The 26909-nt window shown below is 37.5% G+C and carries 27 protein-coding genes, 1 tRNA gene and 1 rRNA gene; 17 read left to right on the plus strand and 12 right to left on the minus strand.

Going from position 1 to position 26909, the window contains the following annotated elements:
• Window positions 1–38 precede the first annotated feature (38 nt).
• Genes WIW89_RS08045 through WIW89_RS08060 form a run of 4 tightly spaced genes read left to right on the plus strand, consistent with a single transcriptional unit; the run spans window position 39 to window position 5322 of the window.
• Entirely contained in the window at window positions 39–725 is a 687-nt protein-coding gene (locus tag WIW89_RS08045) for an endonuclease III domain-containing protein (protein ID WP_337720361.1), read from the plus strand.
• Complete coding sequence (locus WIW89_RS08050; protein ID WP_337720362.1) at window positions 676–1275, plus strand: ParB/RepB/Spo0J family partition protein; 600 nt, start codon at window positions 676–678, stop codon at window positions 1273–1275. Before WIW89_RS08045 ends, WIW89_RS08050 begins: the two co-directional genes overlap by 50 nt.
• Window positions 1269–2654, plus strand: coding sequence for a glycosyltransferase (locus WIW89_RS08055; protein WP_337720363.1), 1386 nt, complete (start codon window positions 1269–1271; stop codon window positions 2652–2654). The genes WIW89_RS08050 and WIW89_RS08055 overlap by 7 nt, the downstream gene beginning before the upstream one ends.
• A 43-nt stretch (window positions 2655–2697) precedes the next feature.
• Complete coding sequence (locus WIW89_RS08060) at window positions 2698–5322, plus strand: ATP-dependent helicase (protein ID WP_337720364.1); 2625 nt, start codon at window positions 2698–2700, stop codon at window positions 5320–5322.
• Here the strand turns inward: WIW89_RS08060 and WIW89_RS08065 are convergent.
• From WIW89_RS08065 to WIW89_RS08075, 3 genes are read right to left on the minus strand one after another with little or no spacing between them, the layout of a single operon-like run.
• The gene (locus tag WIW89_RS08065) at window positions 5233–5562 is read right to left on the minus strand and encodes a hypothetical protein (RefSeq protein ID WP_337720365.1); all 330 of its coding nucleotides are present in this window, start codon (window positions 5560–5562) and stop codon (window positions 5233–5235) included. The genes WIW89_RS08060 and WIW89_RS08065 overlap by 90 nt on opposite strands.
• Window positions 5555–6457, minus strand: a complete 903-nt coding sequence (locus WIW89_RS08070) for a CBS domain-containing protein (RefSeq protein ID WP_337701388.1) — start codon at window positions 6455–6457, stop codon at window positions 5555–5557. The genes WIW89_RS08065 and WIW89_RS08070 overlap by 8 nt, the downstream gene beginning before the upstream one ends.
• A gap of 37 nt (window positions 6458–6494) precedes the next feature.
• Window positions 6495–7181 carry a DUF2192 domain-containing protein gene (locus WIW89_RS08075; protein WP_337701390.1) on the minus strand — a complete coding sequence of 229 codons (687 nt, stop codon included), beginning with the start codon at window positions 7179–7181 and terminating at the stop codon, window positions 6495–6497.
• 53 nt (window positions 7182–7234) lie between these two features.
• On the opposite strand from WIW89_RS08075, the gene WIW89_RS08080 reads away from it, so the two are divergent.
• Window positions 7235–7627, plus strand: coding sequence for a hypothetical protein (locus WIW89_RS08080; protein ID WP_337701391.1), 393 nt, complete (start codon window positions 7235–7237; stop codon window positions 7625–7627).
• On the opposite strand, the gene WIW89_RS08085 is transcribed toward WIW89_RS08080, so the two are convergent.
• Window positions 7614–7940: a helix-turn-helix domain-containing protein gene (locus WIW89_RS08085; RefSeq protein WP_337701393.1), complete on the minus strand. Its 327-nt coding sequence runs from the start codon at window positions 7938–7940 to the stop codon at window positions 7614–7616. The two genes, WIW89_RS08080 and WIW89_RS08085, sit on opposite strands and share 14 nt — an antisense overlap.
• Window positions 7941–7994: 54 nt before the next feature.
• Between WIW89_RS08085 and WIW89_RS08090 the strand changes: the two genes are divergently transcribed.
• Window positions 7995–8861 (plus strand): zinc-binding alcohol dehydrogenase family protein, encoded by an 867-nt coding sequence (locus WIW89_RS08090; RefSeq protein ID WP_337720366.1) that lies wholly within the window; start codon window positions 7995–7997, stop codon window positions 8859–8861.
• On the opposite strand, the gene WIW89_RS08095 is transcribed toward WIW89_RS08090, so the two are convergent.
• Window positions 8856–10055 (minus strand): aminotransferase-like domain-containing protein, encoded by a 1200-nt coding sequence (locus WIW89_RS08095; RefSeq protein ID WP_337720367.1) that lies wholly within the window; start codon window positions 10053–10055, stop codon window positions 8856–8858. The two genes, WIW89_RS08090 and WIW89_RS08095, sit on opposite strands and share 6 nt — an antisense overlap.
• Window positions 10056–10105: 50 nt before the next feature.
• On the opposite strand from WIW89_RS08095, the gene WIW89_RS08100 reads away from it, so the two are divergent.
• A complete protein-coding gene (locus WIW89_RS08100) occupies window positions 10106–10897 on the plus strand; it encodes a nicotinamide mononucleotide deamidase-related protein (protein ID WP_337701399.1) in 792 nt (263 codons plus the stop codon).
• On the opposite strand, the gene WIW89_RS08105 is transcribed toward WIW89_RS08100, so the two are convergent.
• From WIW89_RS08105 to WIW89_RS08120, 4 genes are read right to left on the minus strand one after another with little or no spacing between them, the layout of a single operon-like run.
• The gene (locus WIW89_RS08105; RefSeq protein ID WP_337720368.1) at window positions 10871–11653 is read right to left on the minus strand and encodes an alpha/beta fold hydrolase; all 783 of its coding nucleotides are present in this window, start codon (window positions 11651–11653) and stop codon (window positions 10871–10873) included. The two genes, WIW89_RS08100 and WIW89_RS08105, sit on opposite strands and share 27 nt — an antisense overlap.
• Window positions 11650–13281 carry a phenylalanine--tRNA ligase subunit beta gene (gene pheT / locus WIW89_RS08110; protein ID WP_337720369.1) on the minus strand — a complete coding sequence of 544 codons (1632 nt, stop codon included), beginning with the start codon at window positions 13279–13281 and terminating at the stop codon, window positions 11650–11652. The genes WIW89_RS08105 and pheT overlap by 4 nt, the downstream gene beginning before the upstream one ends.
• Before the next feature lie 5 nt (window positions 13282–13286).
• Window positions 13287–14681: a phenylalanine--tRNA ligase subunit alpha gene (gene pheS / locus WIW89_RS08115; protein ID WP_337720370.1), complete on the minus strand. Its 1395-nt coding sequence runs from the start codon at window positions 14679–14681 to the stop codon at window positions 13287–13289.
• Window positions 14682–15365 carry a metal-dependent hydrolase gene (locus tag WIW89_RS08120; protein ID WP_337720371.1) on the minus strand — a complete coding sequence of 228 codons (684 nt, stop codon included), beginning with the start codon at window positions 15363–15365 and terminating at the stop codon, window positions 14682–14684. It abuts the gene before it with no gap.
• A gap of 52 nt (window positions 15366–15417) precedes the next feature.
• Between WIW89_RS08120 and map the strand changes: the two genes are divergently transcribed.
• From map to WIW89_RS08165, 9 genes are all read left to right on the plus strand, one after another.
• Window positions 15418–16311 carry a type II methionyl aminopeptidase gene (gene map, locus WIW89_RS08125; RefSeq protein WP_337720372.1) on the plus strand — a complete coding sequence of 298 codons (894 nt, stop codon included), beginning with the start codon at window positions 15418–15420 and terminating at the stop codon, window positions 16309–16311.
• Between the two features lie 59 nt (window positions 16312–16370).
• Window positions 16371–17504: a DUF1512 domain-containing protein gene (locus WIW89_RS08130; protein ID WP_337720440.1), complete on the plus strand. Its 1134-nt coding sequence runs from the start codon at window positions 16371–16373 to the stop codon at window positions 17502–17504.
• Window positions 17501–17695 (plus strand): hypothetical protein, encoded by a 195-nt coding sequence (locus WIW89_RS08135; RefSeq protein ID WP_156006149.1) that lies wholly within the window; start codon window positions 17501–17503, stop codon window positions 17693–17695. The genes WIW89_RS08130 and WIW89_RS08135 overlap by 4 nt, the downstream gene beginning before the upstream one ends.
• Before the next feature lie 53 nt (window positions 17696–17748).
• Window positions 17749–17867, plus strand: a 5S ribosomal RNA gene (gene rrf / locus WIW89_RS08140).
• Window positions 17868–17905: 38 nt separating this feature from the next.
• Entirely contained in the window at window positions 17906–19093 is a 1188-nt protein-coding gene (locus WIW89_RS08145; RefSeq protein WP_337720373.1) for an HD domain-containing protein, read from the plus strand.
• Complete coding sequence (locus tag WIW89_RS08150) at window positions 19090–19794, plus strand: phosphoglycolate phosphatase (RefSeq protein ID WP_337720374.1); 705 nt, start codon at window positions 19090–19092, stop codon at window positions 19792–19794. The genes WIW89_RS08145 and WIW89_RS08150 overlap by 4 nt, the downstream gene beginning before the upstream one ends.
• A complete protein-coding gene (locus WIW89_RS08155; protein ID WP_337720375.1) occupies window positions 19760–21475 on the plus strand; it encodes a glutamate--tRNA ligase in 1716 nt (571 codons plus the stop codon). Before WIW89_RS08150 ends, WIW89_RS08155 begins: the two co-directional genes overlap by 35 nt.
• A gap of 61 nt (window positions 21476–21536) precedes the next feature.
• Entirely contained in the window at window positions 21537–21917 is a 381-nt protein-coding gene (rpl7ae, locus tag WIW89_RS08160) for a 50S ribosomal protein L7Ae (protein ID WP_337710375.1), read from the plus strand.
• A gap of 11 nt (window positions 21918–21928) precedes the next feature.
• Entirely contained in the window at window positions 21929–23158 is a 1230-nt protein-coding gene (locus tag WIW89_RS08165) for a glycosyltransferase family 4 protein (protein WP_337720376.1), read from the plus strand.
• Between the two features lie 7 nt (window positions 23159–23165).
• On the opposite strand, the gene WIW89_RS08170 is transcribed toward WIW89_RS08165, so the two are convergent.
• Window positions 23166–23252: transfer RNA gene (locus WIW89_RS08170), tRNA-Arg, on the minus strand.
• 41 nt (window positions 23253–23293) lie between these two features.
• On the opposite strand from WIW89_RS08170, the gene WIW89_RS08175 reads away from it, so the two are divergent.
• Window positions 23294–25954, plus strand: coding sequence for a DNA-directed DNA polymerase I (locus WIW89_RS08175; protein WP_337720377.1), 2661 nt, complete (start codon window positions 23294–23296; stop codon window positions 25952–25954).
• Window positions 25955–25993: 39 nt separating this feature from the next.
• On the opposite strand, the gene WIW89_RS08180 is transcribed toward WIW89_RS08175, so the two are convergent.
• Both WIW89_RS08180 and WIW89_RS08185 read right to left on the minus strand, forming a co-directional pair.
• Window positions 25994–26425, minus strand: coding sequence for a DUF2286 domain-containing protein (locus tag WIW89_RS08180; protein ID WP_337720378.1), 432 nt, complete (start codon window positions 26423–26425; stop codon window positions 25994–25996).
• The gene (locus WIW89_RS08185; protein ID WP_156006165.1) at window positions 26425–26907 is read right to left on the minus strand and encodes a protein-lysine N-methyltransferase; all 483 of its coding nucleotides are present in this window, start codon (window positions 26905–26907) and stop codon (window positions 26425–26427) included. Before WIW89_RS08185 ends, WIW89_RS08180 begins: the two co-directional genes overlap by 1 nt.
• Window positions 26908–26909 lie beyond the last annotated feature (2 nt).

Consider the following 26909-nt stretch of genomic DNA (forward strand, 5'->3'; position numbering starts at 1 on the left):
ATAATTTATTAGTGTAGAGTGAAATAAGTCCTATTAGGATGTGTACGGTTGCTCAAATTTACGAACTGCTTAGAAAAGCATATAAGGAGTTGAATGAGGAAGAATTCATAGCTTACCATGTTTGTAAAAGATCTGGTGATATTTTTAAAACTCTAATAGCTACAATTCTATCTCAGAACTCTACTGATAAGTCAGCTATGACTGCGTACAAAAACTTAGAAGAAAAAATAGGTATAGAGCCGAAATTATTGCTAAACGCAAAGATGGAAGATATAAGAAGTGCTATAAGAATATGCGGTCTTTCTAACTCTAAGGCAAGATATATAAGAAACGCAGCTAAGGCATTCCTAGAGTATAAACTCGAGTTTAAGGACTGTAATACTTTTAGAAACTTTTTACTTAGTATAGAGGGAATTGGCTATAAGACTGCAGATGTTGTACTGGTTACATGTCTTAAGTGCAAAGCGTTCCCGATTGATACTCATATAAAAAGAGTGATTACCAGGTTGGGAATTTTAGGCAAGTCACCAAGCTATAAAGATATATCGAATTACTTCTTGGGTTTCTTAGAATCAGAGGATCTTCTTAATTTACATCATTTATTAATTCACCACGGCAGAAGGACTTGCAAAGCAAGAAAACCTTTATGCAACTCATGTGTATTGAAAAATTGTTGTGAGTTTTACACTGGAATGGCTAAACCCTCTAGACCTCAAGCCACATGAGGATGTGATAGAAAGTATAGTCGTTGAGAATATAAATAAGTTAAAAAGATTTTGTAAAATTGTTCCTATAGTGGTAGATAGAAGCTCTCTTACGATATTAGACGGGCATCATAGGCATCAAGCGGCTGTTATACTAGGCTTAGATAAAATACCAGTAGTTCTTGTAGATTATCATAGCGAAGATATAAAAATAGAAAACTGGTATCTTAAAATAGAGAATGAAAACACGTTTAATCTTTTCATTAACTCCTATCTACTCGCTTCTTACGATCAGAGAAAAAGATATTGTGCAACAATAAAAGGTATTAAGATTATATGTGATGAGAGTATATTTCGCCTTTATTGGAAAACTGAACACTTAAAGCAAAAATTTGAAAAGTTAGGATTAAAAGCCGTTAAAGTAACTGAACCTGATGGGATTGCATTACCACCTATAGATAAAGAGACCGTTATTAAGTTAGCTTCTATGGGCCTTAGGTTCCCCCCTAAATCCACTAGGCATGTCTATAAATTTTTTATACCGAGAGAAGAACTATCTCTAAAATGCTAATACTAGTATTAAAACTCTTATTGTTCCTCTATCCTTCGCTCTTCGTATTGTATCAACTAATACTTTATTATCGCTCTAAAAAAGTTCTCGTTTTAAGTCCAGATTTAAAAGAGACAAATTTGCCCTTCCTTTCTATAATCGTCCCTACTAAAGGCGAGTCATTAGACGTGATTCAAGGGTTAATAGATAACATAAATACATTAATATGGGATAAGCAAAAGCTTGAGGTAATCATAGTTTCAGATGATGATGAACAATACTTTTCTACCCTTAAGAGTACCTTAAAAATCCCTAAATACCTTAACGTTAGGTTATTCAGGAGGGAAAAAAGACTGGGTTTCAAGAGCGGTGCACTATCTTATGGGTTTGAAATGGCGAGAGGAAACCTAATTCTGACCATAGATGTAGACTCAAGACTTCCTCGTGACGCCTTAATTAAGGCTTACGCTAAAATGATTGAGAGTAATTGCGACGCTGTCGTTTTTGAATGGAATGGATATACAAATAATATGTATTCTAACTTAGCTAAAGGATTAGTCGCTACAACAGTATTAGCAAGCAGAGCTTTGTTCAGAGGTAAAGAGAGCATAGGTTTAAGACCATTCCCAGTAGGGAGCGGAACTATATTTAAAAGAGAAGTGTTAGAAAAACTTCACGGATGGGATTACAGTCTAATACAAGACGATCTTGAAATAGGTGCTAGAATGGCACACATAGGGAAAAGAGTATGCTCCTCTGGAGTGCCGATATATATAGAGGTTCCTGATAACTTATACGGGTTTTATGTCCAACAAACCAGATGGGCATTAGGTACAGGTGAGGTATTGAGAAACAGGATAAAATACATCTTAAGCTCACCTTATAGTTTATCTCAAAAGATGGACATGGTATTTCACCTTTTACAATATACTCCAATAATAATTACTTTCATATTGGCAACACTGGTTGCTGTTCTCGCTCCTTTTAAGTTCGGAGATATTTTGAGGACTCCTCTGTTCTTGCTCTGGATGGCAATTTTGGTTCTGTATGCGATAACCCTCTTTATATTGGCATTAAGGTTGGGATTGGGATTCAAGAATAGTTTAATGGCTATTGGAGCCCTCTCTGCACTTACAGTAGCAATATCTCCCTTCATTACTATAAGCTTCTTCAAAGGTATTCTATATAAAGATAAAGTTTACGTAGTTACCCCTAAAGGCAATGTGAAAGTTTCTTTTGAATCTAAGGTTAGAAGAATAAATGCCGTAATTGCGGTCTTTGGGCTGATGTATTTTACAGCTTCGATAATATACTTCCTTCACTCTTATATCATTACTGGTCTTTGGTTATTGTACTACTCCTCAGGTTACTTATATACGGTGTTTGGTTACAATAAATAATACAACAATCTCTTTTAAACTGATGTCACTTAATAACATTAACATGGAAGTTCAAGCTTTTAACTTTATTTCTGATGAAGAGATATATAAACTCCTTACTCCTCAAGTAGCAAAATGGTTTAAGGAAAAGTATAAGACTTTTACACCACCACAGAGGGGAGCAATTCCCTTAATAAAAGCCGGTAAAAATGTGCTTGTCTCTAGTCCGACTGGTAGCGGAAAAACCTTGGCAGCTTTTCTTGGTATTTTAGATACCTTGATCAAAATGGGTTATGAAGGTAATCTAGAGAATATGATTTACGCCATTTACATTTCCCCGTTAAGAGCGTTAAATAATGATATGCACAGAAACCTACTTGAACCTTTGTCGGAACTCAGCTCTCTATATCCAGACTTACCTAAGATAAAAGTGGGTATTAGAACGAGTGACACTACGTCGTACCAAAAGCAAAAGATGCTTAGGGACCCTCCTCACATACTGATAACTACCCCTGAATCTTTCGGGATATCTTTAGTTTCCCCTAAATTCAGAGATAAACTCGCTAATGTAAGGTGGGTAATAATTGACGAGATTCATGAGCTCGCTAACAGTAAAAGAGGAGCGTATTTATCTGGACTTTTAGAACTATATCAGAATTTGGTAGCTAAAAACGAGATAGTTAGGATCGGATTAAGTGCCACTGTATCTCCATTGGAAGAAGTAGCAAAATTTCTGGTAGGACGTAACAGAAGCTTTGAAATAATCGATGCTAGATTTGTTAAACCAATAGACATCAAAGTTATTTCGCCAGTAAGGGACTTAGTTCACGCGTCGGAAGAGGAGGTTAGTAAGGGGATTTATGATTTCTTGATCTCCGAAATTAAGAAATATAAGACAACTTTAGTATTTACAAACACTAGAAGTGCTGCCGAAAGAGTCTCTTACAAGCTTAGAAAATTATTTGAGGAGGAGAAGATATTTGACTCTGACCTAGTAGCTGCTCATCATAGTAGTTTGAGTAGAGATGTGAGGCTTGATGTAGAGGAGAAGCTTAAAGAAGGAAAGTTAAAAGTCGTAGTTTCTTCCACCAGTCTAGAACTCGGTATAGATATCGGATACATTGATCTAGTCATACTCTTAAGCAGCCCTAAGAGTGTAAGCCGATTATTGCAAAGGATAGGGAGAGCGGGTCATCATATAAGAAATGTGAGCAGGGGGAGAATAGTTGTTGTAGATAGGGATGATCTAGTAGAATGCACGATTTTGGCACAACTAGCAAGGCAGAGAAAAATAGACAGTATTCACATACCATCCTCACCTTTAGACGTTTTAGCCCAATTAATAGTAGCGTCGTCCTTAATTTCCCCTGTTTCAATTGATAAACTATTTGAGATCATCACTAACTCTTATAACTATTCTAACCTTTCAAAGAAGCAGTTCTTGAGCGTAGTTAATTATTTAGCTGGTGGTTACGAACTGGAAGATAAAAGAGTTTATGCGAAAATCAGGCTAAAAGATAATGTAATTTACCCTAAAAGCGGAGCTAGAATGATATTCTTCCTCAATAGCGGTACAATCCCCGATGAGGCTATGATTCCGGTCAAGACAGAAGAAGGAAAATACGTAGGAAACCTCGAAGAAGAGTTCGTAGAAATTCTTACTCCCGGAGATATATTCGTCCTTGCCGGAAAGACGTACGAATTTATTAGAAGTGAGAATAACGTAATTATCGTGAGAGATGCAGAGGGACAAAGACCTACTGTTCCTAGTTGGTTTTCGGAGATGTTACCATTAGCTTACGACTCAGCACTTGAAATAGGAAAGTTCAGAGGTATGGTTGCCGAGTATATCTCTCATGGCGCTAACGCGAGAGATGTTATAGAAGAGATTGCAAAAGAATATGAGTTATCGAAATCCGGAGCTAAGTCTATTTACACGTATATATACGAGCAATATATGTTCGCTGGTGTTGTACCGACGGATAAGCTAATTGTGATAGAAATTTATGATGATGAAGAGGGAAGAAGGAACTTTATCTTTCATGCCCTCTATGGAAGGAGAACCTTAGATGCTTTATCTAGAGCTGTAGCTTACGTTATGAGTAACGACCTAAAAACTGACTTAAGAATAGCAGTTACAGATAACGGATTTATAATTACGCTACCGAACATAGTTGACTATGATATAGGTTCAATCTTAGCTAGGCTTAACCCTAATGAAATGTATGATATACTAAGTAGAGTAATAATGAGGACTGAGATGCTGAAGCGTAGGTTTAGACATTGTGCTGAAAGATCGTTTATGTTACTAAAGCGCTATAAAGGTAGGGAGACGAATATTGATCGTAGGCAATTAAACTCGGAGGTTCTGCTTGGAGTTGTAAAAGAGTTGGAAGATTTTCCTGTCCTCAAGGAGACCATAAGGGAAATTTTAGAGGATTACATGGATATAAAAAGAGCGATAGAGATAGTAAGCAAAGTAAGAAGTGGTGAAATTATGGTTAAAGTAGTAGGCCCGTTCAATATTCCGAGTCCATTCGCTCATAATATATTGCTGAAAGAGTACTCTGATGTAGTATTAGCAGAAGATAAGAGAGAATTATTGAAGAAGCTTCATGAGAAGGTTGTGGAGTTCCTTAGGAATAAGGGAATTGACGTCAATCTCCAGTATACCGAGAGCAGTGAATAAGTATGCTTTTACACATTTTTTGCTACAAATAATCCATGGCACTTCCCATAAGCTCATGTATTGTAAGTCAGACAAGGAAGGTTCACAAGAGTCTTTGTGCGTATGAACTATTGCTTTTATCTCATTTGTGTATTTATAGAACTCCTCAGGATCTACTTGAAACCTATCATCTCCTTTGGCTATATTCTTCAGCTCTATTAGCTTATTATTCCTTGTAACGATTGCAATTCTTTCATGCATTTACTAACTCTTCCAATCCAGCAATAGTCTTAAGAATATCTGTTCTAGTTACTATTCCTACTACCTTTTGATTTCTAGATAGTACTAGAAGCCTACCCACGTTATATATTAGCATTTTTCTTATGGCTGTCATTATGTCGTCCTCATCCCCTATACTAATCACGTTAGTCTTCATATAATCACTAACTTTCGCCTCATAGTTTCCTTCAAAGAACGCCTTTATTATGTCTGCTGTAGTAAGTATCCCTAAGGTTTTTTCGTTCTCATCTAAAACCGGAGCCCCTCTTATTCCTTCTTTATAAAGTATTTGTGATGCCTCCTTGAGAGTCATGCTAGGTTTTAGAGCGATTAATTTTCTAGAAATTATATTCTTGACTTGAACCTTCGGAATACTAATCATTCTTGTAACATCTAGGATCAATTCCTTCCTTGAATCATCAATATGTATTACAACACCCTCTATTACGAGCCTGCTATAAGGTACCGGACCTACTTTTACGGTATCACCTACCTTTATCTTCTTTAGTTCACCGCTAACCCTTAATAGAACTTTATTCCCAGAAGGATTAGTAATATCAAGAATCTCTATATTACTTATCTTTATATCAGTTTCAAAACCATCTTTGTATAGACTTAACTGATCCAGAATAGGTGTTATTATAGGGTTCTTTATTGTTTCATAAGCCTTGAGTGTTGGTACATATCCACCATTAGGCCCGGGCTTCGATTCAATTAATCCGAGAACTTTTAAGCTAAGTATTATGTTTCTTACGGTCCCTTCATCCTTTCCTATAACGTCTGCTACTTCCTTACTTTTTATCATTCTTTTATTCTTATTGTATAAGTCTACTAGAGCTAGAAGTATCTCCCTTTGCGTAGATGATAAATTTTGCATCAATAATTATAATCTAATTATAAATTTAAAAATCATTTCATGAGCCAATAATTTTCTTTATAGTTTTAGGACTAACAGTAAACACTTTTTCTGCTATCATTGCTATATATTCTGGCTTTGGAAGAGGGTACTTTATACCTATGTTTATAGCTATAGCTCTCTTTTGGGCTTCTAGACTCAACTTGTCTCTAATGCTCCTAGTTGCTATTCCCTCGGCTATCTTAAATGCCGTATAAAATCTTGCAAAACTGATCGCTGTGTGCTGGATTTCGTCAACGTTAACTGAGCTTAGAATACGTAATGCATCATATAGTGCCTGCTCGGGTTTGAAGGAGAATATACCTTCTATAAAAATAAGCCTTAAGGTTTTAGCAAGGCTTGATTTATCCTTATCCAGCATCTCGTAGGCTTCTAAAGGTTTATTCTCTATAATAAGCTGTGCTGCATTATCGAACTTTATTTCTGAGGGAAAGACCCTATCGAATAATTCTCGATATTCATTAAGTAAACCCAATCCGTCCTTTCCCACTACGTAAAGGCTGATTAGCTCTTTCTCGTATAATTCATCGGCTTTGAAACCTCTGATCGGTTTTATGTGTTTTTCCTCATAAGACTTTTCAAGTATTTTGAGAACTTGTTCTCTTGTAACGTTAGTGTTCTCCAGTATTTTTCCCCAAATATCGGTCAGAACCTTGACCCTCTCTTTGTATAATTCCTTAACCATGGAATTGTATTTGGCAATTTCCCTTAAAAAGGTATCAAGTAGAGGATCTAAACATGAGCATAACAAATGAAGATACTTTAAAAAATAACGTAGTATTAATTTCTGCATCAGATCTTGAAGAGGAGATAAAGGAGTTAAGGGAAAAAATAAAGAACTTAAACGATTCTACTAGTCAAGAGTTTAATAACGTCAAGTCACAGTTGGATAGACTCTTTACAATTACTAGCTGGTTAAATATAGCCCGGTCACAAGGTCTGTGGAAAGCGAAAACTTGCAGACATGTTTTCAATGATACTTGTAACGCATGGAGCATAAGTGAACCTGAAAAATTAGGGATTCCCCAAGATGCAATAGTGGTTCTAGAGAATGGTAGTAAAAAAGTTGTGGTGGCAAAGTTTTCCGACATTTGTATAACATGTCCTCTATATGAGCCTAAGAGAACATAGCTGAGTTTATGATCTTTTTGATCTTAAGTATTTTTCTACCCATTACATTAGTCTCCTCTACAAACTCCTCTAAACTCTCCAATAAGTCGTCGAGAATGATATCTATGATCTCTCTCTTCTCTCGTTCAGTAGCTATCTTAAAAGCCTTCTCAATGGTTTCATCGCTAGGGTGGGTCGTATTGTTCAAAAACTTCGTTATTGCTGCTGGAGATAAACCCAGTTCTTCAGCTAGCTCCTTTTTGCTTCTTTTCTGTAGTAGAAGTTCAATAATCCTAGTCCTAGCCTCTTTGCTGAGATTATGGATTATGCGCATTTAAACCCATTATCAGTCGAAAATTTAATAAGTGAAATACATTATTTGTTACGAATGAAGGCAATAGTATTCGATTTAGGTATTACGATGAAAGACGTTGTAGAAAGACCTATAAATAAGGATTATGTAATGGTATCACCTTCTCTAGTGCTACTAACAGGAATAGAGAATGCTATATACACGGGCTTTCTTTGGGTAGAACCAAAGAGAATTCTGGGTAGTACCGGCATAGTTAAAGTAAGAAATGCAGGGATTGAGGTCGATAAAAACATTGAGGGTAAAAAAGCCATAGTTCTCCCTTACTCTAAAAAGTATGGAGGTATCGGAACAGAAATAGACGGAATCTTAGCTGAAAACGCTGTAGTACCCAGCGATAGTTTAGTAATCTTGCCGAACGATTATGACGTTAAGTATATTCTATATCCATTTGTGAGTATTGGTTTACAACTGAGAAAGATAGTGAGAGGGTTTAACGTGTTAATAATAGGTGGTGGTCTCGTTTCATATATATCCGCATTAACGTTAGTAGGTTATGCAAATAGAATATATCTATATAACGACGAGGGATATAAAGTCAGACTATACGGGGTAGAGGAGGTTAAAGATGGTGGTAACTGGGATATAGTATTCGCTGGTAGTATGAGGAGCTGGATAAGAATACTTTTACAACTTGGTTCTAAGGAAGGTGATATCTTAGCCCTTCCGAGATTCCTTAACAGTTGGCCATCGATAATACCTACAAGGCTAAATGTGAAATTTATTGAACCAATAAAAATGGACGGGGTCTTCGACTATATCGAAGATGAGATAAGTGACAAATTATTCAATGAGTTAATAGTTTCATCTGATTCTCTTGAGGCTTCGATACCTACACCAAAACCTGGGGTTATACTTAACGCAGAAAAAATTTTCATGTCATAAATAAGAAGAAATAGTTTGTCCTAAGATCTTTATCCCTTGTTCTAATTCTTCTGGGCTTGGATAGCTGAAGTTTAGTCTCATGGTATTTCTTCCACTATAGTCATAATAAAAGCTAGAACCAGGTACGTAAGCAACTCCTCTTTTCATAGCATCATCGAGCATTTTAACTGTGTCTATCTTCTCAGGAAGCCATGTAAATACGAACATCCCTCCTACCGGTCTACTCCATCTAGCTGTCTTAGGGAAATACTTTTCTATAGCACTCAACATTACATCCCTTTTCTTACGATAAGTCTCCTTTATCTTGGGTATTTGCCTGTCTATAACTCCTCTCCTAATAGCTTCCATCGCTATCATTTGGGTGAAAGTAGGAGTGTGAAGATCCACATTCTGCTTATATAACTCCAACTCATGAGTAAATTCTTCAGACGCCACTATCCATCCCAGCCTTAATCCCGGTGCTAAGATTTTGCTGAAAGTGCCAGTGTAAATAACTCTACCCGATTTGTCTAAAGCTTTAATAGGTGCAGGACTTTCCCCTTCAAAGACTAAGAATCCGTAGGCATCATCTTCCACTACTAGGAAGTCGTATTTCTCAGCTATTTCTAACAACCTTTTTCTGTCCTCTAAACTCATCGTAGTTCCAGCAGGATTTTGGGCTGTTGGAATTACGTACATCAACTTTGGCTTCTTACCGTTAGATATACTCTCCTTAACCTTCCTCTCCAGTTCGTCGATGTCGGGACCTTTCTCCGTAACCTTAACTCCTATGAAATTGGGCTTCCTTGCCCTTAGAATATTTAGTGCAGCTAAATAGGTTGGCATTTCTACGATTACCGTATCTCCTGGATCAACGAGTAAATTAAAGATCATAAATAAAGCTTCTTGACTTCCTACGGTAACAAATATATTGTTCTCATTTATCCCAGTAATCCCCCTTCTTGCAGATAGGTTTACTAATTCCTTTCTGAAATCAACTATTCCGGAAGTAGTAGAATACTGTAGTGCTCTCTCAGGACTCTTCTTAAGTATATCTGATGTAATCTTTTCTATTTCTTCAGCGGGAAAAGTAGAAGGGTCTGGTAAACCACCGGCTAAGCTGATGACTTTTTTTCCTTCAGTTAATTTAAGCAGATCTCTTATTTCGGAGCTCCTTAGCATCTCAGTGTCTTTAGATAGGTAACGTTCAAACATTTAACAGTTCACGCACAAAATAATTAATCTTCGCCCTTTTATCTATTTTTGTGTGTGAGTGTTACGCTGAAATTATAACCGTAGGAAATGAAATACTGAGCGGTAGAACTGTTAACACAAATGCCTCCCATATAGCTAGAAGATTGGTTTCAATAGGTTTTACTATAAGGAGAATAACGGTAGTTATGGACGAACTCGATGAAATAAAACAAGCCTTTATAGAATCGCTAAGTAGAAAACCTAAATTAATAGTTTCTACTGGGGGTCTAGGCCCTACTTATGATGATAAGACAAGTGAAGGCTTATCTCTCGCAATTAATAGACCACTTGAGCTAAACCAAAGAGCTCTTCAAATGTTAATTGAAAAGTACTCTAGATTAGGAATACAACTTACAGAAGAAAGGAGAAAAATGGCTTTGATGCCACAAGGTAGTATACCGGTCGAGAACGAAGCTGGGATAGCTCCGGGAATTTACATAAATTATCAAGGAATAGAAATACTCGCCGCTCCAGGAGTTCCGAGAGAGATGGAAAACGTCTTGGAAAACTTTCTATCCCGTTACTTGAGTAACAGACCTAATAAGAAATATTATGAGGAAAACTTCATCATTAAAGGTGTGATGGAGTCAGCGTTAGCCCCGTACGTGAAACAATTAGTTAAGAAATACAATCTTTATATAAAGACACATCCCAAAGGAAAAGAACTCGATAATCCTCTACTGGAAGTCCAAATTGCCGGTAGTTCTGAGAACGAAGAAGAAATAAAGAAAAAAGTTAAAAATTGTAAGAAGGAGCTTATGGAAATAGGCAAACAATTAGGCGGAAGTATTCAAGAAGGCTAAGATTTCATTAGCAAGTTCTTCTGAGTATTCAAAGTTAAGGAAGTGACCATATCCCTGAAATACCTTACTTTTCAATTTTCGAATTTTTTGTTGGAATACTTGTAAGTTTTGTACTAGCTTATCCTCACTCCCGTACACAACTAAAGTATCTTCATCTATCTTTTCTAGGTCATTTGAGTAATCCTTAGCGTTAAGCAAACCTTCTACAGCGTATTTATAGCCAAGAGGTGTGTTTTCGCGATATACTTCAAGGAGGTCGTTCCATGCTCTAGGGTTCATATATAAAGTAGGTGAGAAGTCATTTGCCTTTCTCCTATATTCTGCTAGAGCTTCCATACCGAGAGAGAGTGCTATAGAAATCATCTTCTCATAAGGTTCTCTGGCGGGGGCTTTATATAATGCCCCTATCAAAACCAGTTTTTTGATGCTGTACTTTAATGCGTAATCTATGGCAATTAGAGTACCCAGTGAATGACCAATAATAATTGGGTCTTTGATATTTTCTACTTCAAGAAGTTCTCTCAAGTCAGATGAATGTTCTTCGATCGAGTAGGGAGAGGAGGGTATTGATGATCTACCATGTCCTCGTAAATCGTAAATTAACACATTGAATTTTGACGCTAGGATAGGATAAACATGTTTCCAACTTTTAACACTTCCTGCCAGATGGTGTATTAGGACTACAGTACTCGTCAAACCAGGTTGGGACTTCATTTCGTAGTATATCCTTACTCCGCTACTTAGTAGTGTTATCATTCGTTATCGCCACTGAGTTTATCTACGTATATTTCACTTATAACTATTGGATATTCGATCCCCAGTTTTTCTAAAACCTCTGGATGGACTTCTCCTATTATTCCTATAACCTCAGAGTTATCTCTGATTATTTCAGCAGTCCTACCCTTAATTAGGAGATGGTGTTCACTTTTTCTGTAGCTGAAGTTTATTTTCAAATTATAAAGGATCTGGTGAATTCTAGCTTGAAGCTCCTCAAAGCTAACCTTACTGTCCATTATTGCGTAAACTGCTCTGGTTGAGTTTTTATAGCCCGTATCTGTATTTCCCCTAATTACGACGTCGCCTATTTCAAACACAAGTATAGGCATTCTTGAGTGCTGGTTTTGTTTCAAGAAGTATAGTGTTGTAGGAATTAAGGAGTTTCTAATAACAGTATAGTCCACAGTTACTGGATTTAAGATTTTCACGTAATCACCCTGAATTTCTCTATCGTTAGTTAGAACGAAAGTAAATATCTCCGTGAAACCAGCCCCTACGCTTAAGTCCCTCAATTTTCTGCTGATTAAAGTCTTTTCAGACGCATTCCCGATTTTCGAAAGTTTATATGTCGAAGGTTCAAGGTTCTGATATCCTATCATCATAGCTATATCTTCGACCAAGTCAATCTGTGAAATTATATCTACCCTATAAGGGGGGATAATAACTTCTATCTCATTTTTACTCATACTATCAGCGTCAAATCTGGCCATTCTTAAGTACTCTACTATCTGACTGGTTGGCAAGTTTACTCCTAATTTTTTATTTACATAATCCGAGTAGATTCTCATCGTCGTGTGCTTTAGCAGTGGAGACCAGAAGTCTTGTTGTGCGCTTAAAACTTTTACTTGCTCTATCTTCCCGCCTATCTCAGCGAGGTTAGTAGTTAATAGGTCTAAGGTAGAGATCACGGCATCTAAAGACGTACCGGTCACATCTATGAAAAGATTTTTGGTAGTTAGCTCTATTCTAGTTTTTTCTGAATTTATAACGGGCGGTATACTCAGTATGCTTCCGTCATCTTCCATTATCGCTGGAGTTTTCCCGTTCTTCACTGATATATTTCCATATTGTTTTCCTTGGTCTGTAGACTCTAAAACTTCTTTGACGGTTATTTCTTTATTCCCGTTAAGTGGTATAAATTTGTAATTTAGTGGGATCTCTTTATATACAATATTTTTAGACGTAATCTTATCTAAGTCGTGGATGCCTATTGCAACCTTTTTCCTCTTTCTTCCTATAGTTATATGAAGTTTTTCTTGAAATTGTATCAATTCCTTCAGTGTGTCCTCATCAAATCTTACTCCTCTTATTATTCCTGCTATTGCATAGGGTCTTGTATCAACGTTTTCCACGCTTAATGTGTATTCGCTTTTCTTTACCTCATACTTGGCTTCTCCCAGTTCTAACTTCTTTAATCCCTTAATTGCTCTTATTATTCCAGAGGAGGATAGAAGATCTGGCCTATCGTTATTAATCTCTATTTCGACATGATCTTGATCAACTGGTTTAACTTCGGACTTTAAGTTAAAAAGTAGCTCTTCTAGTTCGCTTTCCTTTATCTTCAGTTGATTAATTATATCCCATTTATAGACTACTATAGTTACCATGAGTCTCAACCCGTAAATGTTCTGAGAAACTCTATACTATTAGCATATAATAATCTAATATCTTTCAAGCCGAAAAGAAGCATTGCAAGTCTGTCTATTCCTATTCCCCATGCTCCTGCGTCACTATTTATTCCTACTGCCTGAAGAATCTCGGGTCTTAATAGTCCCGCTCCTGACATTTCTACCCAGCCGAGACCCTCAATCTTTCCGTAGACTTCCACACTTGGTTCGGTGAACGGAAAGTAAGCTGGCTTGAATTTAATTTCCTTTATCCCTATCTGGTAAAATATCTCCTTTAAAACGCCTAGCAGATCTCTAAATGTAAAACCATCCTCTATTACAAGACCGTCTAGCTGATGGAACTCAATTAAATGGGTCGCATCAATTGAGTCTGGTCTAAAGACTTTACCGATAGTGAAAGTCCTTATCGGTGGTTTAGGTTTAGAACTTAAAACTCTTGACGTTACTGCGGTGGTCTGGCTTCTTAGAACCAGTCTCAGGGCAACGTTTTCATCCCATTCGTATTTCCAGCCCTTCTTGTGCATTTCTTTAACTCTTTCAATTAACTCCTCGTCTCTAACTTCTCCCTTACCTTCGATCATAAAGCTATCATGTATTTCTCTTGCGGGGTGATCTTGTGCTTGGAACAGTAAGTCAAAATTATAAAATTCAAGTTCAACGTAATTTCCATTAACTTCAGTAAATCCGAGTTCTATCATTACGTCCCTTAATCTTTCCAAGAACTCCTTGAAAAAGTGTTTCTTAGCTAACGGATAGAAAGGTGGTTCCGCTTCAACGTTGTACTCCTTAATCGGGGATTTTTTCCATTCACCACTCCTAAGGATTTCAGGTGTAATATAAGTTATAGCTTTGATAGTTTCCACTACGTCTTGTACTAGGATTAATAGAAGAAACGTCTCTTGTTTAGCAGTTATTAGCTTCCTCGAAATTAACTGTTTTGAATTCTCATTGTCTATCTTAGAAGGGTCTCTCAATAGGTCAAGTTCTGGGGAGTGATAGTCGTTAACAAGAGGGGTGATTGTGTCTTTATCTATTTTTATAAGGTTTTTCCTTCTCGCCCAACCTAAAGCGATTTCTAATTCCTCGCCTAAGACCTCTCTGAGCTCGCTTATTTTTTTACTTTGCCCGTTAAGGATCTTGATCAGCTTCTCTTCGGGCATTCCATTCTGAAGCCTTAGTTTACCCTCCTCTGTTAGCTCATATTTAGTTACTTTTTTCTCTTCAGTCCTTACGTATCCCTTTTCCTTTAATAGTTGGGCGAGGCTATAGATAGAGGAAATCGGGATTGATAAAGCTTTGCTAATCTCCTCAGCTGATGCAGTTCTGTCTGGTTTCGTCTTCAAATATTCAACTATTTTAATCTCGTTCTCGCTTAACATTTAGAGTTCCACGCTCTGTCCAGGCTGAAGTAATAATGCCTTGTAACCTCTTTTATTCACTTCTCTTACGAACTCATTAGGATCTACTTTGATTAAATCCCAAGTATTATAATGAATTGGTATTGCATATTTTCTAGGCTTTAACATCTCTACCGCTATAGCCGCTTGTTGAGGATCCATAGTGAACCTTCCGCCAATAGGTAATAGAGTGTAATCAGGCTTAAACAACTCACCTATTAACCTCATGTCTTCAAAGATCCCCGTGTCCCCAGCATGATATAATGTTATTCCGTCTCCGTTAATTATTACACCAGTGGGATCACTATGCTCACTAGAATGAACAGCTTTTGTCAACGCAAGTTTGATACCGTCGAAATCTACGTATCCTCCTACGTTAGCCGGTATGAATTTGTCCCAATCAATCTTGTACTCATTAGCTAGATAGGCTTCTAAATCGTAAGTAGCGAAGACCTTTACTTTAGGGTTCATCTTAATCAGTTCAACTGTGTCTCCTAAGTGGTCGTAATGGTCATGAGTTACTACAATTAGGTCTAGGTTATTCTCAAAATAGTTTAACTTTACGGGGGATAAGGGGTTATCTTTTATTAATGGGTCTATAATAATATGTTTACCGTTTATATAAAGTTCGACAGCCGCATGACCTAACCAACGTAGTTGTGGCATAATAGAATATTTCTAAGCTAAAAATTAAAACTTCCTTTCTTTATATACCCTCATGAATGAAGAGGTTATAGAAATACTAAGAAAAGCTGGAAAAATTGCGGCTAAGGCGAGAGAAGAAGGGGCGAAGTTAATTAAGCCTGGGGTAAAGGTTATAGGCATTTGCGAAACCGTTGAGAAAATAATAATCGAGAGTGGAGCCTTTCCTGCGTTCCCATGCAATCTGTCTATAAATAATGAAGCTGCTCATTACAGTCCCGTGATCAACGACACTAAAGTGATCCCTGAAAATGCGGTTGTTAAATTAGATTTAGGTGCTCACATTGATGGTTACATAACGGACACTGCCGTAACAGTAGTCTTAGATCCTAAATATGAAAAATTAGCTGAGGCATCAAAGGAAGCCCTAGATAAGGCTATAGAGACTATAAGGGCAGGAGTAGATATCGGAGAAATCGGAAAGGCGATTGAGAGGACTATTAAGAGCTACGGATATAAACCCATAGCGAACCTCGGCGGTCACTTGATTAGGCGTTATGAACTTCATGCAGGGATATTTATTCCAAACGTTTACGAGAGAGGAATGGGAAGGATAATCGAGGATAATACTTACGCTATCGAACCCTTCGCTACGGACGGTGGAGGAAAAGTGGTAGAGGGAAAGGAGACTACGATTTTTGCAGTAAGGTCTACTGATGTTAAGGGGTTAACAGATGAGGAAAAAGGCTTTCTCATGAAGATCTATGAAAAAGTAAATAAGAATCCCTTCAGCGAACGTTGGTTTGCTAACCTGGGAGAGGCGGAATACGTAAAACAGATGATACGAACCCTCATGAGGAAAGGTGCTCTCAGAGGTTATCCTATCCTGTTGGAAGTTAGGAAGGGTTTTGTGTCACAATTCGAACATACGGTCTTAGTTACTAAGGATGGAGTGGAAGTAATAACTTAATAAAAAATTATTATCTCTTGTGTTTATAACATAAATGTGATGGAGGAATGTTAGGCGTAATAGATATAATAGCCTTAGCTCAATCAGGTGCGGCTAATCAATTAAATGGTGCTTACTATTTTCTTGCATATATTGTATTCTTCGCTCTCATTGCTTTGATGTCGCTACCTGGTTTTCAACAGAGGATGTATATTTACTTTGCTTCTAGGGAAATAGAAAATGGTCTGGCTAAAATAGAGAAGTCTTTGAATACTGCTAAAAGTAAAACTAAACAATTATTAGAAAAACAAGGTGCATCAAATCCAGAGGAGCTAACTAAGAGATTTGCAGATATGTTTACTATAGACCCAGTTAGTGTAGAGCCTACGGATATAATTAGTAGGATGAGGCTACTAATTAGGACAAGTGAAGACAGGATTAAAGGTATAATAATGACTACATTACCTAATGTTGACCCAGTAACTAGAAGTAAGATAGAAGTTTCCGCTGAGATTATAAATGCATTAAATACCCTTCACAAGGTCATCAGACATTATCTCTTATTGGGTAAAAAACTGAACAGTTATTTCATTCTGTTGCAATTGCAGAGTGTAGTTCCAATTTTGGTAAAAATGGCTGAAGCCTATGAGAAGGCTCAAGATACATTTATCCAAGGTATTCCAGTAGGTGACTCTCTAGGTCCATTAGTTGCCTCTAGATTTCTAATGTCGATTCCAGAAAAATGGTCTCCAAGTAGAGAAGTAATAGCTGGGGAAACATTATTCGAAGGCAGAAAGCTTATAGTAGTTAAAGCTGAAGGTCCTATGGCTACAGTTGGAACTCCTGGTGAGGCGGTAGAGAAAATTGTAGAGAGAGAACACGGAAAAGTGGCAAGAATAATAACAGTTGACGCAGCAGCAAAGTTAGAAGGGGAAACTACAGGTGATATTGCTGAAGGAACTGGAGTTGCTATGGGAGATCCGGGTCCAGAGAAGATTGCGATCGAAAGGGTCGCTGTAAAGTATAACATACCAATAGATGCTGTGATAGTAAAGATGAGTATGGAGGAGGCAATTACATCCATGCCTCAAGAAGTGTATGAAGCTGCTGACAAAGTTGTTGAATTAGTTAAGAAGCTGATACTAGAAAGAACTAAACCTGGCGATACTGTATTAATGATAGGAGTAGGAAATACAGTAGGTGTAGCTCAATGAGCCAAAGTCAACAGCAGCAAAAACCTATTGTAACTGTACTGAAATGTCTTAAATGCGGATACACTACTGAGAGGCCTTTCAGAGAGGGCGACTTTATTCCGAAGATTGAGGGGACTTGTCCCCAAGATGGTGCACCTCTTTTTATATGGGGTATATATGCTAAATCTAATCAACAGCAAAAGAACAAATAACGGCGTATTAAATCAGATACTTTTTTAAGCTTTGAGAGATTACATTAGATTGTCCACCCGGCCATAGTGGGCGGGTAACACCCGGACTCATCTCGAACCCGGAAGTTAAGCCGCCCACGTCAGAAGGGCCGTGGGGTCCGCGAGGACCCGCAGCCCTTCTGAGCTGGGATGGGCATTCATTTTTAATACTTCTAGTTTAGTCATATATCAATGAAGAAAGTATTTGATGAGATTCACGGTTACATAACCTTAAATGATCTTGAAACAAAGATAATAGATTCTCCCATTTTTCAAAGGTTAAGAAGAATAAAACAAACCAGTTTGGCCTATCTTGTTTACCCTGGCGCGATGCATACTAGGTTTAGTCATTCCCTAGGCACTTTTTATCTTTCGCAGAAAGTAGGTGAAAAGCTTCAACAGAGCGGTATTATGACCTCAGAAGAACTTAATCTTATTCGCTTATCCTCCCTCCTTCACGATATAGGTCAGTTTCCTTTTAGTCATGCAATTGAACCGCTTTACCTTCAATCGAATCTCAGTAATAAAGTATTGAGGGACGAAATTATACGTAATGACGCGGAACTTAAAGAAATATTTGAGGAGCATTCAGTTGATGTGGGGAAAATTCTCCAGATATATAATGGAGATAACTCTTTCTCGAGTATTATAGATAGTGATGTTGATGTAGACAGAATGGACTACTTAATAAGGGATTCTAGACATACCGGCGTTCAATTAGGAAACTTGGATCTGGAAAGGTTAATAGATACAATTAGTTACGGAGAAGATGGTAACATAATAGTCTTAGAAAAAGGGCTATATAGTCTAGAGAATTTTTATATATCCAGACTACATATGTATCAGGCGGTGTATTATCATAAAACCATTTTAGGATACGAGATATATTTACGCCACATATTTAAACAAGTGGTAGAATCATGCTGTCCGGAATTGTTTAACACAAACTATATTAAGAAGAGTGTTAATGAAGGTTCCTTGGTATATTGGGACGACGAATGGGTTTTTTCTAAATTATATGAGGCTTTATCAGATTATAATACATCAGATAATCTAAAGCTGCAGATAAAGAATTTCTTAAATAGAAATGGTCCAAAGGTCGTATTTGAAGAGGTTACTTTTGACAAGCTTACTACTTCCTTAGAGGAGCTGGTCAGCAAGTTAGAGAGATATGGAATCCCTAGAGATGCAATCTTCCCGTTTGAAGAAAAGATAAAAATTATCGATAAAAGTAAGATTAAGGTATTATCAAAGGGAAAATATAAATCTCTAAAAGATTTGTCTAGCACTCTGCTGAAATCAATACCAGAATATATAAATATTGGGAGAATTTACGTTGACTATAAATTTGTGAATAGGGCAAGAGATATATTGAGTTGAAGCTAATACTAGTCGATGTTGACGGGACTTTAACTATTGATAGAGATACTTATGTTCTTGAATTAGACGCAATCAGAGCTTTAAGAGAAGTCCAAAAACTTGACTTTAAAGTAGGTATTGTAAGCGGAAATTCTTACCCAGTTTTGAGAGCACTATATACGTATTTAGGCTTTAATGGAGGAATAGTAGCGGAGAACGGGTGCGTAGTCTATTACGAAGGGCTCTATGAAGTTTGTGAGAAGATCGATAAAGGTCTAATTACTGAGTTTGAGAAACTGTTCAGCGTAAGGGGTAGTTGGCAAAATCCCTTCAAATGTTGTGACTTAACATTCACCCCACCAAAATTAACAGAGGAAATGGTTAAGTGGGCTAGAGAAAAAGGATTATACATTAAAACTAGTGGTTACGCTATTCACATCTCGAAGTCTAAAAAAGGGAAAGGTGACGGAGTTAGGTTTCTCCTATCGTTATTAGGAGTAAGCAAAAATGACGTGATAGGCATAGGTGATTCAGACACTGACGTAGAGTTTTTAGAGGAAGTGGGATTTAAAGTAGTAGTAGGCAACGGTGAAGAGAAGGTAAAGAAATTGGGAAACTATATAACTAAGGAGAAAAGTGGAAAAGGAGTAGCAGAATTTGTAAACATGCTAATCACAAATAGAGGTGATGTACATGGAAGAAATAGAGGAGCTGATTTATAAATACGCTTTACAAAACGCTGTTAAACATAACGGGAAAGCTAACGTAAATGCGGTTGTGAGTAAAATATTCTCGGATAGACCTGACTTAAGATCAAAGGCGAAGGAGATCGTAGACCTTACTAAGAAAGTCGTAGAAAAAGTAAACTCTATGAGCGTTGAAGATCAAATGAAGGAACTTAAGGATAAATATCCAGATATGTTAGAAGAGAGGAAAAAGGAGGAGAGTGGTAAAAAAACATTACCTGCTATATCCGTTAAGGGATCTCTCATTACACGTTTTGCCCCTAATCCTGATGGTCCGTTGCATTTAGGGAATGCGAGAGCAGCAATTATCTCTTACGAATATGCCTCAATGTATAAAGGAAAATTCATCCTAAGATTTGATGACACAGATCCTAAAGTTAAGAAACCGATTAAGGAAGCTTACGATTGGATAAGAGAAGACTTAAAATGGTTGGGGATAAAGTGGGACTTAGAAGTTAGGGCCTCAGCACGTTTGTGGCTCTACTATAAATACGCAAAGGTGCTCATTGAAAAAGGTTATGCATATGTAGATACTTGCAGCGAAGAGGAATTCAAGGAGAAAAGAGATAAAGGGATACCTTGCCCTAATAGGAATAAGGAACCCTCTTTTAATCTCGACCTATTCGAAAAAATGTTGAATGGGGGATTTAAAGAAGGAGAGGCTGTACTTAGATTAAAGACTGATCTGAATCTTCCAGATCCGTCACAACGGGATTGGGTTTTACTGAGGATTATAGACGTAAAGGCTAATCCGCATCCTTTAGAGGGCGACAAGTACTGGGTATGGCCTACTTACAATTTCGCGAGTGCTATCGATGATCATGACTTAACAGTTACACACATATTCAGGGGGAAAGAACATGCAGTGAATGCGGAGAAACAGAAGTGGATATATAATTACATGGGATGGTCTTATCCAGAAGTCCATGAGTTTGGTAGGCTTAAACTGGAAGGTTTTATGATGAGCAAATCCAAGATCAGAACAGCCCTTGACAGAGGAGCCGGTATTGACGATCCGAGACTTCCTACATTAGCAGGGTTGAGAAGAAGAGGCATTCTTCCCGATACTATCAGAGAGATCATAATTACTGTTGGTCTTAAAGTGTCCGATGCGACAATTAGTTTTGACAATATTGCTTCTGTAAATAGAAAAAAACTTGACCAGATTGCTAAGAGGCTAATGTTTGTTCCGAAGCCAAGGGAGTACGTAATTGATATCCCAGAGGAAATAATTGCGAGAATTCCTTATCACCCTTCAAATCCATCAAATTATCGTGAGATTATGGTGAAACCAGGTTCCTCTATATTTATTGACGAAAACGATGCAAAAGAGAAAGTCCTTAGATTAATGGAGTTGTGTAACGTAACGATTGAGGGAGGAAAGTTAATCTACCATAGTAGAGGACTCGAGGAAGCAAGAAAAATTAACGCTAAAATCGTTCAGTGGGTAAAGAAAGACGAAGCCGTACCGGTAATAGTATATGTTGCAGACCCTAACGCAGGAGTTAGTGAAATCCACGGCTTAGGTGAGAAGGAGATTGGTAATTTAAAAGAGGACGATATAGTCCAGTTCGTGAGGTTCGGATTTGTGAGAATTGATAAAAAGGAAGTAAAGAATAACAATGTGGTTATTCATGCTATATTTTCACATGAGTAAGTTTTTTAATCTCCCAGAAGTGATATGTTATTGCGTGACGAGCTAGGAGGAGGATGAACGCATGTCTAAGCCGTCTTATGTAAAATTTGAAGTTCCACAAGATTTAGCCGATAAGGTATTAGAAGCTGTTAAGAAGGCTAGAGAGACGGGAAAGGTAAAGAAAGGTACTAACGAGACAACTAAAGCTGTCGAAAGAGGTCAGGCAAAACTTGTGGTAATAGCTGAAGACGTACAGCCAGAAGAAATAGTAGCACACTTACCACTTTTGTGCGAGGAAAAGAAGATACCGTATGTCTACGTTCCCTCAAAGAAAGCTCTAGGCGAGGCTTGTAACCTTCAAGTAGCTGCCGCTTCAGCTGCTATAATAGACCCAGGTGAAGCAAAAGAACTAGTTGATGAGATAATAAAGAGAGTAGAAGGATTAAAAGGACAAGCAAGTTAAAATTTTTTACAATGAACATTTTCGTTATAGGGAATATATTTAATACTTCTGGGGTTTATACGCACATTAAGAACGTGACTGAAGAACTTGTTAAATTAGGTCATTCGGTAACTCTATACACTCCCTCTTTTCTCGTAGATTCTTCAAGAAAGAAGGTCGTAGAAGAGTTAAAAGGAGTTGAGATTCACCCCTTAGTTTACTTCTATTTAGAGAACGGAGTTACCACGCAAATTCGCACTTTTCGATATTTTATTAATTCTCATATGGTATATTTCAATTGGGGTAATTTAGGCTTTGATAAAAAAATACTAGACGAACTACCTAGTAAAGTAGATATAGTCTATGATATGCATGAAGATGCGATTACGCTAAGACTTTCGTATCATATTGCCAAGAAGTTGGGTAAGCCGTTAGTTAAGTTACTACATGACGAACCTTTTAGGAATTCCTTCGGAAGAGGGTATAGACACTTCCTCGGTCTCAAAGGATGGGTATATGACAGTATGATGTATTTCTTTTATAAGGCTGATAAATGGGCTTTTTTAAGGGCAATGAGAGATGGAGTTTTGAGGGGGATCGCAAGTGTGTCTCCTTCAGCATTTTACTATTCAGGCTTAGATAAGGTCTCTGGAAAATACGGAGTAAAGACAAAAGTATACAAACCTGGGAATGCATTCGATAAAGATATTCTCTTTAAATACAGAAAGACCAGAAACAAAAGCGATTTCGCAGTGTTTTATGCAAGACTTGTTCCTCAAAAAGGTCTTTATGAATTACCTAAGATAGCTCGTGAACTAAGTACTAAACTCGTTGTATGTGGAAAGCTATATAACGAAAGTGATAAGAAGTTTCTTGAAGTTAAAGGTATTGAGTATAAGGGCTATTTACCCTACGATGAGCTATATAGTACTGTGGCTAATGCTAAAGTGCTCATCTATCCCTCCCATCAGGACGGTTTTTCACTTGTAGTTCTTGACGCTCTGGCTTTAGGAACTACAGTAGTCGCTTATGATATTCCCGCGATAAGATTTGTTTATGGAGGATTGAAGCCAGTTAAGATTGTAAGAGAGTACGACGTTAAAGGAATGGCTGCAGTTGCTAACAAGGTTAAGGAAATGAACGAACAAGATTACGAGGATGAGCACAATGACGAGAAGGTAAGGCAATTTCTCGACCTTCATTCAAAGTGGGAGAATGTTGCTAAGGAGACTGAGATTTTTCTTTCAAGTTTTGTTAAATGAGGTATAGCGGACCCGCCGGGATTTGAACCCGGGACCGCCGGCTTTCCTCGTATCTCCGAAGGCCGGCGCTCTATCCTGGCTGAGCTACGGGTCCTCCAAACTTATAACGTATTCCACACAATAATAAATTTGTATATGGCTAAACAAGTAACGCTTTTTGATTTTACCGTCAACAATAAGAAGGAAGACGAGAAAAATCCTAGAGAGGAACCTAAGAAAGAAGAACAAAAATCCTATACACAGCCTAGAAAAGAATCCTTAAAAAAGAGGGGGTCATGGTTATCTGAAGCGGAAGAGGGTAAAACCTATTTCTTACTTCAGGTGGATTATGACGGCAAAAAGGGGAAAGCTGTTTGTAAACTTTACGATAAGATCACGGGTAAGATTTACACTTTATATGATAACACTAATCATAAGCCTTATTTTCTGACCGATATTGAACCAGATAAGGTTAGTAAGATCCCTAAGATAGTCAGGGATCCTTCCTTTGACCACATAGAGTTAGTTCAGAAGATAGATCCTTATACGGGTAAATACATTAAGCTCACTAAGGTTGTAACCAAGGATCCTCTAGCGGTAAGGAGGATGAGGAATTCAGTGCCTAAGGCTTTTGAGGCACATATTAAGTACTTCAATAACTACGTTTATGACTTAGGTCTGATACCAGGTTTGCCTTACTTAGTGAGAAAAGGTAAATTAGAACCGCTTAAGCCCGAGCTGAAAGGAGAAGAGGTTGAGGAGATAAAGAGAGCATTTGCTGACTCAGATGAAATGACGAAGAGGACTGTAGAGGAGTGGATACCAATATTTGAAAGCGAGGTACCAGACGTAAAGCGAGTTGCAATAGATATAGAGGTTTATACACCTTCTAAAGGTAGAATACCTTCTCCAGAAAGAGCCGAGTTTCCGATTATAAGCATCGGGCTTGCTGGGAACGATGGCTTGAAGAAGGTACTCGTCTTAATGAGGCATGATGTAAATACTGAAATTGCTGCTAAGGACTTTAGCGTCGAAACTTTCCAGACAGAGAAGGAGTTATTGGCGAGGTTTTTTGAGATAGTCGCTGAGTATCCGTTAATTCTAACTTTTAACGGTGACGAATTCGATATTCCCTACATATATTATAGGGCTTTAAGGCTTAATTTTAAGGAAGATGAGATACCTTTCGATATCGTTAATGACGAAGGAAAATTCCTACCAGGTTTGCATATCGACCTCTACAAGCTCTTCTTTAACAAAGCCGTAAGAAATTATGCATTTGAAGGTAAATATAGTGAGTATAACTTAGATGCAGTTGCAAGTGCTTTACTCGGTATGTCTAAGGTTAAACTTGACACATTTATCAGCTTTCTCGACCTGAGCAAGCTGGTTGAGTATAACTTTAGAGACGCAGAAATTACGTTAAAGTTGACTACATATAGCAATAATCTAGTTTGGAAATTAATAATATTACTAGCTAGAATATCTAAACTAGGTTTAGAAGAACTGACGAGAACTGAAGTATCTACGTGGGTAAAGAACTTATACTATTGGGAACATAGGCAATTAAATTGGCTTATACCATTAAAGGAGGATATACTTGCTAGATCTAACGAAATTAAGACCGCAGCTACAATTAAAGGTAAAAGATACAAGGGTGCAGTAGTAATCGATCCACCTGCTGGCGTTTATTTCAATGTTATAGTTCTTGATTTTGCTTCACTGTATCCTTCAATAATCAGAAACTGGAACATAAGTTATGAAACGGTAGACAACATGGATTGTAAGAAAAAAGAATGGATAGTAGATGAACAAGGACAAAAGCTACACTTTGTTTGCATGGATCGTCCGGGTATAACTGCAGTTATAACTGGATTACTTAGGGACTTCAGAGTTAAAATTTATAAGAAGAAGGCTAAACAGAAGGACGTTTCAGAGGAGCAAAGGTCACTTTATGATGTAGTTCAAAGAGCTATGAAAGTATTCATCAACGCTACTTATGGAGTCTTCGGAGCAGAAACGTTCCCTCTATACGCACCTGCAGTGGCAGAAAGCGTCACTGCCATAGGTAGATATGTTATAACTATGACCTCACAGACTACAAGGTCTATGGGCTTACAAGTGTTATATGGTGATACAGACTCTTTATTCATATATAACCCTCCTAAGGATAAACTAGAGGAGATAATTAAATTTGTAAAAGAAAAGTTCGGTCTAGACTTAGAAGTTGATAAAGTTTATAAGTTTGTAGCGTTCTCGGGACTTAAGAAGAATTATCTTGGCGTATACCCAGATGGTAAGACCGACATTAAGGGAATGTTAGCAAAGAAACGTAACACACCGGAGTTTATTAAGAAAGAGTTCAATGAAGTCAAGACACTAATAGCATCTATGAATTCCCCAGATGATATACCTAAAATTAAGGTAGCACTAGAAAACAAGATAAAAGATATATACAACAAGTTGAAAAATAAAGGTTATAATCTCGACGAGCTAGCATTTAGGATTATGCTTTCAAAACCTTTAGATGCATACAAGAAGAACACCCCACAACACGTAAAAGCTGCATTGCAGTTAGCTGCCTACGGCGTAATGGTGCTTCCTAGAGATGTAATATTGTTTGTAAAGGTAAAGAACAAAGATGGAGTAAAGCCAGTACAGCTAGCGAAGCTAAGTGAAATTGATGTGGATAAATATGTTGATGCATTAAGAAGCACGTTTGAACAAATACTAAGAGCATTCAACATTAGCTGGGATGAGATTGTATCTACTATAACTATAGATTCATTCTTCGCCAATAATAAGTATACAAAATAACTTTATTACTCCTAGACAAAAATCACACAAACAAACTATTTACTCTTCTTCTTCCTCTTCTTCTTCAGTAGTCATTGGTTTCTGTGAAGTAGCCTGAATAGCATAGTCAGTTAATTCCTTTTCTACGTTCTCATCGATATAGGGAGACACCACGTAAACCTTCATATCACGATAATCTGAGTCCATCCATCTGTTATCAAAACTTATTATATATACTGGTATTTCTGCTATAGCTTCGGTCTTTGTCCTAGATTTTAAATAGCCCTTAATTATTTCGTAAACGTTGGGTTTTAGGGGCAGGGGTATTTTAACCTCGTACATGTCCCTCATTATCGTGAAGTCTGAGGAGGTCTCATTCCATTCCTTTAAGGCACTAAAAGCTATCTCCCTTAATACCTTGTCAAACTCTCCCTCGACTATATCCTTTTTAGTTATATTTCCGTCCTCACTTCTTAATATTAAAACCTTCATTAAGTTTCACCAATTACGTAAAGATAAACAAGGTGTGTCATATTTCCGTCCTCAACTTTTACGACTTCTTTAGGCTTCCATCCTCTCATTTCGAACTCATGAGATACTATCCTTGTTCCAGGTTTCAGCTCTTTCTGGAGCTTAGGCATTAACATTTCGTTTACATTTGTTAGCAAGAACATAGTTACAACTGTTGCTTCTGAAATATCTACCTCAAAGAAGTTTCCTTTTACAACATGGGCTATTCCCTCTACTCCATTTCTCTTTATATTCTCGATTGCTTCTTTTATTCTTTCGTCGTTTATTTCTACTCCGACAGCTTTTTTAACATGGAACTCCTTAGCAGCTGTTACTATTATTCTGCCATCACCGCATCCTAAGTCATACACTATGTCCTCTGGGCCAGCCTTTGCTATTTCCAGCATCTTTCTTACTACCTTTTCTGGTGTAGGTACATATGGCACATGTGGAACGTAACTCACGT

Source organism: Stygiolobus sp. CP850M (genome assembly GCF_037389425.1).
Lineage (GTDB): Archaea > Thermoproteota > Thermoprotei_A > Sulfolobales > Sulfolobaceae > Stygiolobus.